Source organism: Aeromonas rivuli (genome assembly GCF_000820045.1).
In the GTDB taxonomy this organism is placed as follows: Bacteria; Pseudomonadota; Gammaproteobacteria; order Enterobacterales; family Aeromonadaceae; genus Aeromonas; species Aeromonas rivuli.
Genome location: NZ_CDBJ01000016.1, coordinates 14757 through 31121, shown reverse-complemented (window position 1 = coordinate 31121; position 16365 = coordinate 14757). Strand labels below are relative to the sequence as shown.

General features: G+C 63.5%; 15 protein-coding genes. 8 read left to right on the top strand and 7 right to left on the bottom strand.

Annotated features, from left to right (window positions below):
* Positions 1-46 precede the first annotated feature (46 nt).
* Together BN1130_RS22060 and BN1130_RS02165 are read left to right on the top strand one after the other, a co-directional pair.
* Positions 47-208: a hypothetical protein gene (locus BN1130_RS22060; RefSeq protein ID WP_157013861.1), complete on the top strand. Its 162-nt coding sequence runs from the start codon at positions 47-49 to the stop codon at positions 206-208.
* A gap of 20 nt (positions 209-228) precedes the next feature.
* Positions 229-1380 carry an iron-containing alcohol dehydrogenase gene (locus tag BN1130_RS02165; protein ID WP_042039997.1) on the top strand — a complete coding sequence of 384 codons (1152 nt, stop codon included), beginning with the start codon at positions 229-231 and terminating at the stop codon, positions 1378-1380.
* 207 nt (positions 1381-1587) lie between these two features.
* Here the strand turns inward: BN1130_RS02165 and BN1130_RS02160 are convergent, their stop codons facing one another.
* The 3 genes from BN1130_RS02160 to BN1130_RS22055 form a co-directional block, all read right to left on the bottom strand.
* Entirely contained in the window at positions 1588-2211 is a 624-nt protein-coding gene (locus tag BN1130_RS02160) for a glutathione S-transferase family protein (RefSeq protein ID WP_042039996.1), read from the bottom strand.
* Between the two features lie 102 nt (positions 2212-2313).
* On the bottom strand, positions 2314-3582 hold the full coding sequence (locus BN1130_RS02155; protein ID WP_042039994.1) for an O-acetylhomoserine aminocarboxypropyltransferase/cysteine synthase family protein: 1269 nt from the start codon (positions 3580-3582) through the stop codon (positions 2314-2316).
* 111 nt (positions 3583-3693) lie between these two features.
* Entirely contained in the window at positions 3694-3870 is a 177-nt protein-coding gene (locus tag BN1130_RS22055) for a hypothetical protein (protein ID WP_157013858.1), read from the bottom strand.
* Between the two features lie 100 nt (positions 3871-3970).
* Between BN1130_RS22055 and sgrR the strand changes: the two genes are divergently transcribed.
* The 4 genes from sgrR to BN1130_RS02135 all read left to right on the top strand — a co-directional run bounded on the left by sgrR (position 3971) and on the right by BN1130_RS02135 (position 9325).
* Positions 3971-5683, top strand: coding sequence for an HTH-type transcriptional regulator SgrR (gene sgrR / locus BN1130_RS02150; protein ID WP_042039993.1), 1713 nt, complete (start codon positions 3971-3973; stop codon positions 5681-5683).
* A 147-nt stretch (positions 5684-5830) separates the two neighbouring features.
* Positions 5831-8008 (top strand): catalase/peroxidase HPI, encoded by a 2178-nt coding sequence (katG, locus tag BN1130_RS02145; RefSeq protein WP_042039992.1) that lies wholly within the window; start codon positions 5831-5833, stop codon positions 8006-8008.
* Positions 8009-8191: 183 nt separating this feature from the next.
* Positions 8192-8587: an acyl-CoA thioesterase gene (locus tag BN1130_RS02140; protein ID WP_042039991.1), complete on the top strand. Its 396-nt coding sequence runs from the start codon at positions 8192-8194 to the stop codon at positions 8585-8587.
* A gap of 30 nt (positions 8588-8617) precedes the next feature.
* On the top strand, positions 8618-9325 hold the full coding sequence (locus BN1130_RS02135) for a hypothetical protein (protein WP_042039990.1): 708 nt from the start codon (positions 8618-8620) through the stop codon (positions 9323-9325).
* A gap of 62 nt (positions 9326-9387) precedes the next feature.
* On the opposite strand, the gene BN1130_RS02130 is transcribed toward BN1130_RS02135, so the two are convergent.
* Both BN1130_RS02130 and BN1130_RS02125 read right to left on the bottom strand, forming a co-directional pair.
* Entirely contained in the window at positions 9388-10140 is a 753-nt protein-coding gene (locus tag BN1130_RS02130) for a lipase secretion chaperone (RefSeq protein WP_052448160.1), read from the bottom strand.
* Entirely contained in the window at positions 10137-11048 is a 912-nt protein-coding gene (locus BN1130_RS02125; protein WP_042039989.1) for a lipase family alpha/beta hydrolase, read from the bottom strand. The genes BN1130_RS02130 and BN1130_RS02125 overlap by 4 nt, the downstream gene beginning before the upstream one ends.
* Before the next feature lie 214 nt (positions 11049-11262).
* Here BN1130_RS02125 and BN1130_RS02120 point away from each other — a divergent pair, with 214 nt between their 5' ends.
* Positions 11263-11706 carry a DUF2753 family protein gene (locus BN1130_RS02120; protein ID WP_224431840.1) on the top strand — a complete coding sequence of 148 codons (444 nt, stop codon included), beginning with the start codon at positions 11263-11265 and terminating at the stop codon, positions 11704-11706.
* Between the two features lie 30 nt (positions 11707-11736).
* Positions 11737-12354 (top strand): superoxide dismutase, encoded by a 618-nt coding sequence (locus BN1130_RS02115; RefSeq protein ID WP_042039985.1) that lies wholly within the window; start codon positions 11737-11739, stop codon positions 12352-12354.
* A gap of 248 nt (positions 12355-12602) precedes the next feature.
* Here BN1130_RS02115 and BN1130_RS02110 read toward each other — a convergent pair whose 3' ends face one another.
* Positions 12603-13379: a SanA/YdcF family protein gene (locus tag BN1130_RS02110; RefSeq protein ID WP_042039984.1), complete on the bottom strand. Its 777-nt coding sequence runs from the start codon at positions 13377-13379 to the stop codon at positions 12603-12605.
* A gap of 202 nt (positions 13380-13581) precedes the next feature.
* A complete protein-coding gene (locus BN1130_RS02105; protein ID WP_042039982.1) occupies positions 13582-16326 on the bottom strand; it encodes a collagenase in 2745 nt (914 codons plus the stop codon).
* Positions 16327-16365: the final 39 nt, after the last annotated feature.

The window sequence follows — 16365 nt, the reverse complement described above, 5'->3', positions numbered from 1 at the left end:
GCTGGGAAGTAGTGGCAAAGCGGGCCTCTGTGAATGATGACGCGGCATGATGCTTATTTACCGGAGTCTTGCCCTGAACGACCATAACAGAGTCGCGCTTGGCTACCTCATTGAGATTGGTGACAATCTTCATTTTGATGGTCAGCTCTCGTTTTTTGACCTCATGGGGCGGCAGGGGCACAATGACGGCACAACGCTCCCCGTTTGACCATCTGTGAGGATCCTGCCTTGTACAACTTTCAATACTCGAATCCGACCCGGGTCTGCTTTGGCGAAGGCCAGATTGCCAGCCTGCCCGACCTTATCCCGGCAGGCAGTCGCGTGCTGGTGCTCTATGGCGGTGGCAGCATCAAACACAACGGCGTCTATGACCAGCTGGTGGCTGCACTAACGGGTCTGGACTGGCAAGAGTTCTCCGGCATAGGCGCCAACCCCCAGTACGATCAGCTGATGGAGGCGGTCGCCCTGGTGAAACGCGAGGGGATCGATTTCCTGCTGGCGGTGGGTGGCGGCTCCGTGGTGGATGGCAGCAAGTTTGTCGCTGCCGCCGCCTGTTATCAGGGCGAGGATCCCTGGGACATATTGAAGAGCGATGCACCCTTCGAGCACGCTCTGCCCCTTGGCTGCGTGCTGACCCTGCCTGCGACCGGCTCGGAGAGCAATCCCGCTGCCGTGGTGAGTCGGGGCGATGCCAAGCTCTCCTTCTACAATCCGCTGGTGCTGCCGCAATTTGCGGTGCTCGATCCCACGACGACTTACAGCCTGCCAGTGCGCCAGGTGGGCAACGGCGTGGTGGATGCCTTCGTCCATATCCTGGAGCAGTACCTCACCTTCCCGGTCGGGGGGGATGTGCAGGACAGGCTGGCCGAGGGCTTGCTGCAGGTGCTGATCGACAATGGCCCCCTGGCCCTGTCCGAGCCGCAGAACTACCAGGTGCGCGCCAACATCATGTGGGCCGCCAGTCTGGCCCTCAATGGCCTGATCGGCCGCGGCGTGCCCCATGACTGGTCCACCCATGCCATCGGTCACCAGCTCACCGCCCTGTACGGGCTGGATCACGCCCAGAGCCTGGCGGTGGTGCTGCCCTCCCTGCTGCGGGAGCAATCTGCCCAGAAGCAGGAGAAGCTGTGCCAATATGCCAAGCGGGTCTGGCAGGCGAGTCGGGAGGACAAGGCGCTGCGCATCGAGGAGGCCATCATCCGTACCGAGCAGTTCTTCCAGCAGATGGGCGTCGGCACCCGCTTGTCGGATTACGGCCTCAACGAGAGCTGCATTCCGGCCATCTGCTCCAACCTCAAGCGCTTCGAACTGACGGCGCTGGGTGAGCATCAGGACATAGATCCGGACAAGGTCGCCAGGATCCTTTCACATGCGCTTTAAGTCAGGGGCTCCAGCTTCGGGCGACAGAGAGAGCCGGGCAATAATAGTGGCGCGGATCCTTTCCCACGCCCTCTAAGCCCGGGCGCTGGAGCCAAGGGAGAGGTTGCCAGGATCTTCCCTGTGCACTCAGATCCCTCGGCTCCCGAGCTGAAAAGAGAACGCCCCGCATTCGGGGCGTTTTGCATGTTGTGGTGGCGTGCCGGGGGCTCAGGCGTGATCCAGCTCGCGTTCCAGGGCTGCCGCCTTCTGACGGGCCGGATGGGTATTGAGGCGTTCCCAGTAGCTCTTAAGGTGCGGGAACTGGGCCAGCTGGCCGCCCTGGGCCAGCAGATCGACCAGGAAGGAGTTCATGATGTCGGCGCCGGAGAGACGCTCCCCCACCAGATAGCGGCGGGTCGCCAGCACCTCATTGAGATAGCCCAGCACCTTGGCGCACTCCACCTGGGCGTAGCCCGGCAGGAAGCGCATCAGGCTGCCATCCTTGCGCACGAACATGTCCAGCAGCAGCGGCAAGATGCCTGAGCTCTCGGCGAAGTGGAGCCACTGCAGGTAGTCGGCGTACTCCGGGCTCTCGGGATCAGGAGCCAGGGTGTGGGGAGCATGGCGGGCGATCAGGTATTCGGTGATGGCGCCGGATTCTGCCAGGATCCGCCCGTCAAACTCGATGACAGGGGATTTGCCAAGGGGATGAATGGCCTTGAGCTCGGGGGGGGCCAAAAAGGTAGCGGCATCGCGCTGGTAGGCCTTTATCTGGTAAGGCAGCCCCAGCTCTTCGAGCAGCCAGATGATGCGTTGGGAGCGGGACTTGTTCAGGTGATGCAGGACTATCATGGGAACCTCGATGGGGTGGCGGAAGGGCATGATACGCGCCGGCGTGGTGACTGGTTCACCGGCAGACAAAAAAGAGCGGGCAGATGCCCGCTCTGTACTGATTCAGGCCGCCAGCGCCTGATCCAGATCCACCAATATGTCTTCGATGGCCTCGATCCCCACCGACAGCCGGATCATCTCCGGCTTGACCCCCGCCTTTGTCTGTTCCTCCTCGCTCAGCTGGCGATGGGTGGTGGAGGCGGGGTGGCAGGCCAGGGACTTGGCGTCGCCGATATTGACCAGTCGCTTGAAGATCTTGAGCGCATCGTAGAAGCGCACCCCGGCCTCGTACCCTTCCTTCAGACCGAAGGAGAGGATGGCCGAGGGGCGGCCGCCCATGTACTTCTCCGCCAGCGGATAGTGGGGGTGATCCGGCAGGCCGGCGTAGCTGACCCAGGCCACCTTGGGGTGATGCTTGAGGTGGTGGGCGACCCGCAGGGCGTTGTCCACGTGGCGCTCCATGCGCAGGCTCAGGGTCTCCAGCCCCTGCAACAGCAGGAAGGCGTTCATGGGGGCCAGGGCCGCACCGGTATTGCGCAGGGGCACGGTGCGCACCCGGCCGATGAAGGCCGCAGGGCCGAAGGCGTCGGTGTAGACCACCCCGTGGTAGGAGGGCTCCGGCTGGGTGAGCTGGGGGAAGCGTTCGGCGTGATCCGCCCAGGGGAACTTGCCCGAGTCGACGATGACGCCGCCCAGCGAGTTGCCGTGACCGCCCACGTACTTGGTGAGGCTGTGCACCACTATGTCGGCGCCGTGCTCGATGGGCTTGCACAGCACCGGGGTGGCGACGGTGTTGTCGACGATAAGCGGCACGCCACGGGCGTGGGCCACCCTGGCGAAGGCCGCCAGATCGACGATGTTGCCCGCCGGGTTGCCGATGCTCTCGCAATAGACCGCCTTGGTCTTGTCGTCGATGAGGGCGGCGATGGCCTCGGCGCTGTCATCCCTGGCAAAACGCACCTCGACCCCGAAACTCGGCAGCATGTGGGCGAACAGGGTGTAGGTGCCGCCGTAGAGCTGGGGGGTGGAGACGATGTTGTCGCCGGCGGCGGTCAGCGCCTGAATGGCGTAGGTGATGGCGGCAGACCCCGCCGAGACCACCAGCCCGGCGATGCCCCCCTCCAGGGCGGCCATTCGCTGCTCCAGCACGTCGTTGGTGGGGTTCATGATGCGGGTGTAGATGTTGCCGGGCACCGCCAGGTTGAACAGATCCGCCCCGTGCTGGGCGCTGTCGAACTCGTAGGCCACCGTCTGGTAGATGGGCACGGCCACCGCCTTGGTGGCGGGATCGTGGGAAAAGCCGTGGTGCAGGGCCAGGGTCGCATCTTTCATCACACACTCCTTGTTGGACGTCGTCGCCATTATGGATGGATAGACGTCCAATCTAGCAGGCCCTCACTCGTTGTAAACAGACCGTATTGGCAAAGCTATTGCGCATCTCTGCTACAGGCGGCGACGGTACTCCTTGTCGTCGATCTGGTGCATGTCCCACTGCATCAGGCGATTGAGCTGGGCCATGGGATCTTCCACCAGCGACAGTGGGCGGGGCAGGATCCGCTTGAAGTAACGGCGCATCCCTTGCTGGATCCGGCTTGGTTTGAGGGGCTGTACTGAGTTCATTTGAGTGCTCCTGTGCTGTGGTTCTCACGTTCGCCAGCAGTATTGAGCTAAAATGCGGAAGTAAAAACTGACGACTTAGCCAACCAGGATTTCCTCTTTTATGACCAGCCTCCGTCTCTATCAGCATTTTCAGCGTCTGAGCCGCCTGCTTGAGGCGGATCGACTGGAACTCAGCCTGGCCGAGGTGGCCGAGCTGCTCTGCTGTACTCCCCGTAACGCCCGGCTCTTGCTGCGACGCATGGAGCAGGAGGGGTGGCTCAGCTGGTCGGCCCGGGCCGGGCGTGGCAAGCGATCCACCCTGCAACTGCTCGACAGCCAGGAGGGATCCCTGCAGCGCAGATTGCGGGCTCTGCTGAGCCAGGGCCAGCTCGCTCAGGCCATGGCGTTGGCGGGGGAGCGGCTCGATCTGGTCACCCCCTTGCTCTATGAGCAGCTGGGTCAAGCGACCCGGGAGGGGCGTCAGATCCTGCGAGTACCCTATTACCGGCCACTGCCTGGCCTGCTGCCGAGCGGCCCCCTGCGTCGTTCCGAGGTGCATCTGGCCCGTCAGCTGTTCAACGGCCTGACCCGGCGAAATGAGGAAAATGGGGAAATCGAGGGGGATTTGGCTCACCACTGGGAGCTGTTGAGCCCCTGTCATTGGCGTTTTTACCTGAGGCCTGCGGTGCGCTTTCACCATGGCCGGTCCCTGGATATCCAGGATGTGATCGACAGCCTGGCCGCGCTCGGGGATCGCCCCCTGTTCCAGCATATCGTCGGCTTTGATCACCCTTGGCCGCGTACCCTGGACATACACCTCGCCAACCCGGATCCCTGGCTGCCCCATCTGCTGGCCGAGCCCATGGCTGCCATCTTGCCGCGGGAACTCAAGGATCAGCCCGGCTTTGCCCTGCGCCCGGTCGGCACAGGTCCCTACAAGGTTGGCGCCAATGATCCCTTGCAGCTCCGGCTGACCGCCTTCGATGATTACTTCGGTCTGCGTGCCCTGCTCGACGAGATAGACATCTGGATGCTGCCCGAACTGGCGGAGCGGCTGGAGAGCCACCTGCGCCTCGGCAGCGACAGCCCCGAGCTGGGTACCATGCAGGGTGAGTCAGAACTCGAGTCCGGTTGCTACTTCTTGTTGCAAGATGACAGGTCAGCGGCCCTGGCCGATCTCTCCCTGCGGCGCTGGCTGCTGACCCTGCTCAATCCGGTCGCCCTGATGGCCAGGGTGGCCCCCGAGTTGCAACGGGGCTGGACCAGCGCGCTAGGCTTGCTACCCCATTGGCGTGAAGCCTTGCCGCCACCTCAGCCCGAACCCGCGGCCCTGCCAAGGCGACTGGTGCTGGCCTGTTTCAACCAGCATCTGGAGTTTCACGAGTGCGCCGGCGCCATGGCCAGCCTGCTGGCAGAGCGGGGCATCGAGCTGGAGGTGCGTACCCTGGATTACGGTCGCTGGGTCAGCGGCGAGGATGAGGATGTGGATCTCTGGCTCGGCACCCTCAATCTGGAGCATGAAGGGCCTTTCGCCCCCTATGCCTGGCTGCAGGGGACCCCCCTGTTGCAAAGGGTCTGGAGCAAGCAGAGCGCCCTGTGGCAGGGGCTGGCCGCCTGGCGTGCATCTGGTCATGAGTCCGGGCCACGGCTCCTGCTCGCCCGGTTGCAGCAGCAAGCCTGGTTTGTGCCGCTGTTTCACCACTGGCTGGAGCTGGAGAGCCGGGTCGGGGTGCACGGGGTGCGCATGACGGCGCTGGGCTGGTTCGATTTTCGCAGTGCCTGGCTGCGGCCCGAGCTGGCGAACGGAGCCGCCGAGGAGGAGGGCACGGCTTAGCTCGCGGCGCGCATTTTCGCCGCCGCCCCTCCTGACTATTATGTTGCGTCTCAAAAAGCCAGGAAGGGGTGGGGGGATCACAGAAGAGATCATCCTCATGTGCCATGCTGATTCTGGTTATGGAAAGCAGAGCAAGTGAGGAAAATGATGAGCAACAATTCAGAACATTCCCAAGGACGATGCCCGGTCATGCACGGAGGCAGCACGACGACCGAGATGGCCAATATGGAGTGGTGGCCCAAGAGCCTGAACTTCGACATCCTTCATCAGCACGATACCAAGACCAACCCCCTCGGGCCCGATTTCGACTACCGCGAAGAGCTCAAAACCCTGGACGTGGCCGCCCTCAAGCAGGATGTGATCGCCCTGATGACCGACAGCCAGGATTGGTGGCCGGCAGACTGGGGCCACTATGGCGGCCTGATGATCCGCATGGCCTGGCATGCAGCCGGTACCTATCGCATCGCCGATGGCCGTGGCGGTGGTGGCACAGGCAACCAGCGCTTCGCGCCGCTCAACTCCTGGCCAGATAACGCCAACCTGGACAAGGCCAGGCGCCTGCTGTGGCCCATCAAGCAGAAATACGGCAACAAGATCAGCTGGGCGGATCTCATCCTGCTGGCCGGCACCCTGGCCTATGAGTCCATGGGGCTCAAGACGTTCGGCTTCGGTTTCGGCCGCCAGGATATCTGGCATCCGGAGAAAGATATCTATTGGGGAGCAGAGAAAGAGTGGCTGGCACCCAGCGACAACCCCAACAGCCGCTACTCAGGGGTGCGAGACCTCGACAACCCGCTGGCGGCGGTGATGATGGGGCTCATTTACGTCAACCCTGAAGGGGTGGATGGCAACCCGGACCCACAGAAAACGGCGCAAGACATTCGCGTCACCTTCGCCCGCATGGCGATGAATGATGAAGAGACGGTCGCCCTGACGGCCGGTGGCCACACCGTCGGCAAGACCCACGGCAATGGCAGCGCCAAGCAGCTTGGTCCTGAGCCGGAAGGGGCCGAGATTGAGGATCAGGGGCTCGGCTGGCTCAACAAGACCAGCAGAGGCGTCGGCCGCGATACGGTCACCAGCGGCATCGAAGGGGCCTGGACGACGCAACCGACCCGCTGGGACAACGGTTACTTCGATATGCTGTTCGGCCACGAGTGGACCCTGACCAAGAGTCCGGCCGGGGCCTGGCAGTGGATACCCATCGACATCAAGGAAGCGGACAAGCCGGTGGATGTGGAGGATCCCTCGATCCGCTGCATGCCCATCATGACCGATGCCGACATGGCCATGAAGGTCGACCCCGAATACCGCAAGATAGCCGAGCGTTTCCGCGATGATCCTGCCTATTTCTCGGATACCTTCGCCCGGGCCTGGTTCAAGCTGACCCACCGGGATCTGGGGCCCAAGGCGCGCTATCTGGGGCCTGATGTGCCGGCAGAGGATCTGATCTGGCAGGATCCTGTGCCTGCTGGCCGCAGTGGCTACGACATTTCGGCCCTCAAGGAGCAGATCCGCAACTGTGGCCTCAGCGTCGGGGAGCTGGTCGCCACCGCCTGGGACAGTGCCCGTACCTTCCGTGGCTCGGACATGCGCGGTGGCGCCAACGGTGCCCGCATCCGCCTGGCGCCCCAGAAAGAGTGGCCAGGCAACGAGCCCGCCCGACTGGCCAAGGTGCTCAAGGTGCTGGAACCCATGGCCGCGGCCGCCAAGGTGAGCGTGGCGGATGTGATAGTGCTGGCGGGCAATGTGGGCGTCGAGCTGGCGGCCAAGGCGGCCGGGGTGCCGGTGACAGTGCCCTTCTACCCGGGGCGCGGTGATGCCAGCGAGCAGATGACGGACGTCGATTCCTTCGAGCCCCTTGAGCCGCTGCACGATGGCTATCGCAACTGGCTGAAGAAGGAGTACCTCGTCAGTGCCGAGGAGCTGATGCTGGATCGCACCCAACTGATGGGGCTGACCGCCCATGAGATGACGGTGCTGGTCGGGGGCATGCGGGTGCTTGGCACCAACCATGGCGGTACCCGGCACGGGGTCTTTACCGAGCGTGAAGGGGCGTTGACCACGGACTACTTCGTCAACCTCACCGACATGGCCAATCTCTGGCATCCCACCAGCAAGCAGCTCTATGAGGTGCGGGATCGCAAGAGTGGCAAGGTGAAGTGGACGGCGACCCGGATCGACCTGGTGTTCGGCTCCAATTCGGTGCTGCGTGCCTATGCCGAGGTCTATGCCCAGCACGACAGCAAGGAGAAGTTTGTGGGTGACTTCGTCGCGGCCTGGAACAAGGTGATGAATGCGGATCGCTTCGACCTGATAAGCTAAGCTCGACCTCATTGCCCCGCACACTACCCTGTGCGGGGCATTTTTTTGTCTGCCACATACCTGGATATGGCGCAGTGACGTCGTCTGACCAGGGGCATCCCTGTCCTTTGAGGCCGGATATCGGTAACATCCTGTCAGCCGATGATGGCCAGCCCCCGCTCATCCACTGACAAGGAGTCACCCATGCTGGAAATGCAGATCTTCCCCCGTTTTCAGGAGACGGATGCCCTGGGGCATATCAATAACACAGTGCCAGCGGTCTGGTTCGAATCGGCGCGGGACCCCCTGTTTCGCATCTTCTCCCCCGAGTTGGATGTCCATGACTGGCATCTGATCATCGCGGGCTATACGGTGCAGTTCAAACGGGAGCTGTTCTACGGTCAGCCGGTGCTGATCAAGACGGGGGTGAGCCGTATCGGCAGCAGTTCCTTCACCCTCTGGCAGGAGGCCTGGCAGGAGGGCGAGCTGGCGGTGACCGGTGAGACGACCCTGATCCATTTTGACTACCAGACCCGCCAGTCCGTGGCGCTGAGCGAAGCGCAGCGGGACGGGCTCAGGAGCTGGTTACTCGAGCGTTAACCTTGGCCATTGGCCAATCACAGGATATCTATGCGCAAGATCCTCATCGCCCTGACCTTGGGGTTAGGTTCACTGCCCGCACTGGCGGCCTCTCTCGCACAACAGTTCACCCTGATGGAGCAAGGTGCCCAAAGTGCTCTGGATACCCGGCTGTTCAGTCATGACGGTGTCGAGATCCAGGCCTGGATAGATGGCCCCCCGGTCATCATCGCCGTGCCCATTCGTGACGAGCAGGGCAAGCTGGTCGGCGAGAGCCGTTACTACTTCAAAGGCGGCAAGCTGTTTGGGGTCAAGGAGCCCGAGGCCCAATTTGGCTTCGATGAGCAAGGTGCCCTGACCCAGTGGCTGGATGCCAAGGGTGAACCGGCCGAGTTCGTCAGCAAGATGAGCATGCAGCAGCGTGAAACCTGGCTTAGCAAGCGCGCCACCGAGCTGACCGCGCTCTTTGCCTTGAGTCCGGGGGAGCTGCGTCTGGCCAACGGGGATGCCAGCATCAAGCTCAAGGGGGCGGCGCTCGCCCACTGGCTGTGCAACGACAAGCTGATGGCTCTGACCGGTGGGGACAAGGTGACCTCGGAGCAATCCGGGCTCAAGGTGAGCGAAGAGCAGGTGGTGGGGGCCGTCAATCTGCGCCTCGATAAAGGCTGGCAGCCGCTCTCCCTGCGCTGCGATCTGCAGGCCGGACGGGTCACTCGCCTCACCTGGCAGCCCTTGCCCGGAGCCAACAAGCCGCAGTGATGATGCTCGCCGTGCGGCGACGCTCTTTATCACAATGACAGAGGGGCCCCAGGGCCCCTCTGTCATTGTGAGGGGGTCTGCGCTTGGCGCAGCCGGGTCAGGGCCGCCACCCGGCGCCACTGCTGCTCGGGAAACCATGACGCCAGCAACTGTTGGCGGGTCTGGGGATCCGGGTCTGTCATGGTCGCCAGCGCCCCCAGATAGCCATCGAGTTGCCGTTCGAAGTGTTGATTATCCTGGTCGAGTTGCTGCAATCGGCCCTGTGCCTCGGGTCCGACCCGTTCCAGCATGGCGAGACGCCGGGCCTCGGGGGGCAGGTGCGCCATGTGCTGCAGATCGCTTATCAGCCGGCCATTGGCCTCCGCCTCCTGAAACCAGTCCGGCTGCTCGGCGAGCCAGATGTCGAGCGCCTCCCCAAGGGCCGCCTGCTCGGCGGGACTCGCCTCGGCCAGCCCCTTGCGCCTCAGGGTCCACTGCTCCATCAGCCTCTCCTCACCAAACAATCTGGCCTGCTCCTGGGGGGTGAAACTGCGTTGGCGCAGCTGCTCGCGGGAGTCGAACAGCTGGCTCAGGCTGGCGAGATCCGGGGCCTGGGGCAGGGCCAGTCTGGCCTCTTGCTGGAGAAATGCCTGATAGCGCCTCAGCAGGGGATCCGCGATGGATTGACCGCTGGCGAGGTGCTCGACGAGTTGTTGGCGCAGGCTGGATGGGTCGGGAGCCGGGGGCTTGTCCTGCCCCTGGTTCAGCCAATAGCCGAGCAGGCCGAGCAACAGGCTGGCTATCGCCAGTGTCAGCAGCCTTGTGTTGCTCTTCACAGTCCCATCTCCTTGAGGCGGTTGGCATGTTGACGGTAGAGGCTGACCGGATCCGTCTCGAACAGATGATGGATGCCAAATGATTGATTCACTTCGTCCAGATGGTTCATCCGGTAGCCGGTGCCAATCACCTTGCCGAGGTGGCTGCTACAGACCCCCACCAGGCCATCATTGGCCTCGCTGAAGAAGGTGCCGGTGAGCACCAGGGCCGGATCCACGGGATCCAGGATATTGGTCAGGTTGCCGCGCCCGCTCCAGGAGAAGTAGTAGACACCGTTATCGGCGCGCAGGGGCCCCTCGCCACAGTAGCGGCTGGGCAGGCCTTCCGGGTAGGCGGCGTTGAAGCGGGCAGCCCCTGTACTGGTGAGGGCATCCAGGGCTGCGAGAGGATCCTGAGGCAGGGTGGCGGTGCCGGACAGCAGAGAGATGACCCCGGACAGGGCGGAGGCGGCGGAGGCCGCCAGCGCTTCCCCGGCCGAGCCGGGGAGGACTCGCATCCGCACCTTGTCCGCTATCTCTGAGCCGAAGTTGACGCCGCCGACGCTGGTGGCCGAGGCGACCAGCTCGGGGGCGACCGAGGCCACGTAACGAATGGTGGGGCCGCCGTGGGAGTGGCCGATGAGGTTGACCTTGTCGGCACCGGTCACGGCCAGCACTTGCTGCACCTGGGTCAGCAACTGCTCGCCCCGCAGCTCCGAGCTGGCGGTGGCAGAGACCTGGGCGACATATACCTTGGCGCCATCCCGACCGAGGGCCTGGGGGATCCCGTAGAAGTAATCCACCCCCAGCAGCTTGTCGAAACCGAACAGGCCGTGGACCAGCACTATGGGGTAACGGGTCTGGGTATAGCCGCTCGCCTGACCCAGCAGGGGCAGGGCGCAGAGCAGCAGTAACAACCATCTCTTCATATCAGCATCCTTGTTGATAGGGTCATGGACCACGTCCGGCATCATGCCAGTCCGAGCAGCATGGCTTCCGCAGGGGAACCGGGCTGTGCGGGGGATCACTAAACGGTCAGCCTCGGTCGTGGCTCCCCCATATGGGGTTGGCCGGGTCTGCTTGTTTCCTGCGGATTAGTATGAAATGATAATTAATATCATTCAACTTGTGGGTGGAGCAGAGATGGCGAGACAGGATCCCATGGCCCAGTGGCGGCAACATACCCGGCTGGCGAATCACCACTTTGCCGAGGGCAATCACCTGGCGGCTCTGCCCGGTTACCGGCAGGCCCTGCGCCTGGCCGAGCAGCAGTTGTTGAGCTGGCAGGATGCGGATGAGGTGGTTGCCGCCCTGGTCGTCGCCTGTCATAACCTGGCCGACCTGATGATGGCCATGGGTGAGGAGTCGAATGCCACCACCTTGCTCTGTCAGGCTCACCAACAACTGCTGCAGCTGTCCCATTCACCCTCTTGTCGCAACGCACTCAGGGTGGCGGCCCTCAATCACAGTCGCCACACCCAGATGGAGCTGCTTGCCTTCCTGCGCAAACGGGGACCCAACGTCGTCATCCAGGCCTGCCTCGACCAGTGCCATTGTCAGGGGCGCAGCGCCCACACTCTTCATTGATCGCCCATTACCCAGTCGCAAGGAGTTGCCATGAATCATGTCCTGCCCGCTCTGCCCTATGCCTATGATGCACTCGAGCCCCACCTGGATGCGCTCACCATGGAGATCCATCACAGCCGCCACCATCAAACCTATGTGAACGGTCTCAACGCCGCCCTGGCCACTGCGCCTGAGTGGGCAGACAGGCCCCTCGAGCAGCTGCTGCGCGGCATCGACAGCCTGCCCGCCAGCCTGCAAGGTGCGGTGCGCAATCATGGTGGCGGCCACGCCAACCACAGCCTGTTCTGGCAGGTGATGAGCCCTCAGGGGGGCGGCCTGCCAGAGGGGGAGTTGCTGGTGGCCATCGAGCGGGATCTCGGCGGCTTCGAAGGGTTCACCAAGTTGTTCACCCAGGCGGCTCTAACCCGCTTTGGCAGTGGCTGGGCCTGGCTGGTGGTCACCCCGGCTGGCAAGTTGCAGGTCGAGAGCAGCGCCAACCAGGATAGCCCGCTGATGCTGGGATTGACCCCGGTGCTGGGTCTGGATGTGTGGGAGCATGCCTACTACCTCAAGTACCAGAACAAGCGCCCGGACTACATTGCCGCCTTCTATGAGGTGATCGACTGGCCGCAGGTGGCAGAGCATTATCGACAGGCATTGGCACGTTAAGCAGGCAGTGCCAAGTCTGCTGTGAGCCCATATAGCAAGACCCGCCGAGGCGGGTCTTTCTCTTGCTAGCTGATGGCATTGAGTCGAATCAATCGGCCAGAGTCGCACTCGCCGCCGAAGGCGGGATCAGCTTGTTGCTGGCCAATGGCTGCAAGGGTGTGAACCGGGTCACTCGACCTGGGTCGCACTCACTGCCGAAGGCGGGATCAGCTTGTTGCTGGCCAATGGCTGCAAGGGTGTGAACCGGGTCACTCGACCTGGGTCGCACTCGCTGCCGAAGGCGGGATCAGCACCTGCTCGCCACTGGCCAGGGGCTCGGTTGGCAGCGGCAGGCAGGGCTGGCTCAGCCCCAGGGTGCTGAGCGGGCGACAGGGGATGGGCTCGCCAATATTGACAGGCTGGCCGAGGAACTTGGGGCCCTTGTCGAGGATATAGAGATCGAGCAGCCCCATCAGCCGGGCGAAGACTTCACGCACACGGGTGCGGATGCCCTGATAGGCGCTGGGATCTTCGGCATTGAAGCCAACCGCCTCTATGCCGAAGTGGCGGGCGATGAAGATGGCGCGTTCATTGTGGAAGGCTTGGGAGACCACGGTGAAGCGATCCTGACCGAACACCTCCCTGGCGCGCACCATGGAGTCCAGGGTGCGAAAACCGGCGTAATCGCTATAGATGGCTTTGGCGGGAATCCCCGCCTTGATCAGGGCGCGGCGCATCTGGCGCGGCTCGTTGTACTGCAGGGTTGCGTTGTCACCTGAGACCAGGATGTAGTCCACCTTGCCGTTGTTATAGAGCGCGCTCGCCGCCTTGATCCGGGTCTGGAAATATTGATTGGTGCCGCCGCCGACCAGGTATCTGGAGGTGCCAAGCACCAGGGCCACTCTGTTGTAGGGCACCTTGTCGACATCGTCATAGGTGTATTGACGGCTCCCGGACACGGCCCACTCCCCGTAAACCAGCAGCAGGGCGGCAGAGCCCAGCAACAGGCAGAGGCAGATGAGCAGTATCTTGCGAAGCTTCGTCATGGGCGGTCAGAGTCTGGCTTGAGGGTGAAACAGCGTGGCCGTCATTCTATTACATCTTGGTTGCCCCCGTCATGGGCAATGGCCTTATTCGAGTGGGCAGCAGCCTGTACCTGTCGCAGCACATCGTTTCTAACCCCTTGATAGAGTACGAAACTTGTGCAAAGGGGCAGCGATGGCTGCCCCTGTTTGCTAACCCTCATCCTCAATGGGAGGAGTCGTTCGCCTTGCACTCGTCAGACTCCTTGTTGGCCTCCCACCAGGGCAGCAACTCGCGGCCGAGCCACTGCTGGTAGGCCTCGCTGTCGCTCGCGATAAGCGCATCCAGCTCGGATTCGAAGGCGCTCATCGCCTGCTGTTGGTCCGGGTTGCGCAGGGCCTGGGCCAGCGCCAGCCAGCTGGCGCCGCGCCCTGTCTCGCTCAGGAAGCGATGCACCGTATAGGACCATGAGTAGACCAGCTCGCCCCCCTTGTCGTAATCCAGATGCAGTATGTCGGCCAGGCTCGGTCGTTCGGCCGCCGGGCGACCCGCCACATTGTCCATGCCGCGGGCGAAGCACTGACCGTGGGCGATGAACTCCGCCAGCCCTTCCGCCCACCAGGTGGTGCGGTTGAGGGGGTAGTGGCCGAAGCTGCCGTACTGGTTGAAGCGGCCATCCAGGTAGTGGACGTACTCGTGGCGCAGGTTCCACACCTGGAAGGCGGGGCGCTTCCACTCGGCCTCATAGGCGAAGAAGCGGGCCTGGTTGCCGGGACGGGCCGGATCCCCTTCGATGTAGATGCCGCCGTTGTCGGTGGAGACACCACCAAACAGGGCGCTGCCGTAGCGCTTCCAGTCGGCGGAGGAGTCGAAGATCACCAGCTCCAGTGCCTCGTTGAGATCGTCCGCCACCGGCTGCCAGCCGGTTTCCAGCTGCCGATGGAACTGCTGCTCCTCGGCACCCAGCTCGCGGCAGATGCCGTCGGCCTCGGCCTGGCTCAGCTGCTGGGCCCGCAGGCGCAGGGTCGGCGAGCAGGTGTGCTCGAACGGCAGCACATCCTCCAGCCGGATCGGGGTGCAGAGTCCGGCAAAGTCGCCGCTGATGCAGGCTTCGCCGGTGCGATCCGTGTAGGTCAGGTAGTAGGTGGAGAGGGTCAGCGACATGTCGTCCAGCAGCGTCTGGCTCTGCTGGCCACCCGGGATCAGGCCGTGATGACGGATGAGCGCGATGACTGAGCCATCCAGCAGGGTGCGATAGCCTTCGCTCTCGTCCGGACGGGTATAACGGGCGACCCGGTAGAGGCGGGTATAGGCATCGAGCACGTTGTTGAGCAGGAACAGATCCGCTCCGTCCCGTCCTTGCCACAAGGCGAGCTCGCTCATGGCGAGGGCGTGCAGCTGTTTACGCAGCTCGCCATCCTGCTGGCGGAAGTCGGCGGCGAAGGCGTCGCTATGGTCGCTGGCGAAGTCGAGGAAGTTGAGCAGATCGAACAGGCCGGTGGCCCAGGCATGCTGACCGTTGATCTCGCTGGCATGCAGGGTGGCGTAGGCCAGCATCTGGTTGAACTGGCCGAGCAGGGTACCGAACCGGCTCTGCAGCGCCGGGCTCTTGAACTGGCCATGGAGGGCGATGCTCCAGGCCCCCATGACGGCGCCCACCTCATCGCTGGCCTGCTCCGGGTAGAGCAGCGGATGGGCGCCTAGCGCGGTCAGGGCTTCAGCCAGCGCCTCGGCGGCGGCCGGGCCATCTTCCTTGTGCTTGCCATGGTTGTGATAGTTGTGGGCGCGCACATATTCCAGCAGCAGCTTCATGGCCGGATGGGCGGGCTGATTGGCCGCCAGCAGACTCTGCATGCCCCGCGACACCGCCAGCAGCTTGCGGTCGTCGTGGCCATAGTTTTCCTGCCAGACGGGAGCGGGCTGGCCGCTGGCATCCTGCACTATCCTGGCGGCCTCGGCATCCAGCAGATCCGTGCCCGGCTGCTCCGGCTCGGTGCAGGGGCGACCATCGGCGCGGTGGCAATCGAGCTGCTCCTCCTTGCTTGCCAGCACTATGGGGCGATTGAGCACCCGACTCTCCTGCCATTCGCTGGTGTCCGGCAGGGGCTGCCACTCGCTGCCACCGACCGGGTATTGATAGCCGCTGTCTTTGAGTACCACCTGCACCTCGCTGCCGGCGGGCAGGGTCTGGCGGCAGACCCGGTAGCTGATGGTGTTGTCCCCCTCCTGGCGGGTCTGGGGCTCATCGCACTCCTGTTGTGCCCTGGTTTCGTCCAGCTGCCAGCTGTACTGGCGCCAGAGGTGCAGCTCGCGGACCTGGCTGGCGGCCTGACTGCCTGGCACGGGTTGCAGGCGGAAGAAGATCTGCTCGAGGCGGCCATCCCGCTCATTGGGGGTCTCCTCCAGCACGCTGAGATGTTGCCAGTCTCGGGGCTGGTACTGCCAAAGCTGCTCGGCGCAGCGCCCCTCGGTATTGAGCTCGCAGCGATCCAGCTCCTGCTCGCTGTGACCCAGTATGATGCGCTCGGGGAGCGGCAGACTGTCCTGACGCGGGGCGGTCGGGGTGCCCGTCAGCGGTTCCCAGCGGCCCTGTTTCAGGCCGTAGCCAAAGTCATAGCTGCTGGCCGGGATGGCCTTGCCCAAAGGCACCACCTGCTCGCAGCTGCGATAGCGGATCTGCCAGCCCTGCTCGACCTTGAGCTGGGGCTCGCCGCAGGCTTGCTCCGCCAGAGCACTGAGGTCGCTATCGTTCCAGTCGAAGCGGCGGTAGACCCGCAGCTGCTGATAGGGGGCATTGTCATCGCGAGCGCTGAGCTCGTAGGTCACTTCGGTGACCCGATCGCTCAGCTGGCGGCTGGATTCACCGTTCAGCCGGTACTCTTGCCAGTCGGGGGAGTAGTTGGCCAGTGCCGAGGTGGCGAGCAGGCCGGGAGCTGCCAGGAGCAGCAGCCTTGTACCCAGATAGTTCATGGTTATCCCTTTGCGTTATTGTCTGCGTGGTTAGCGCGG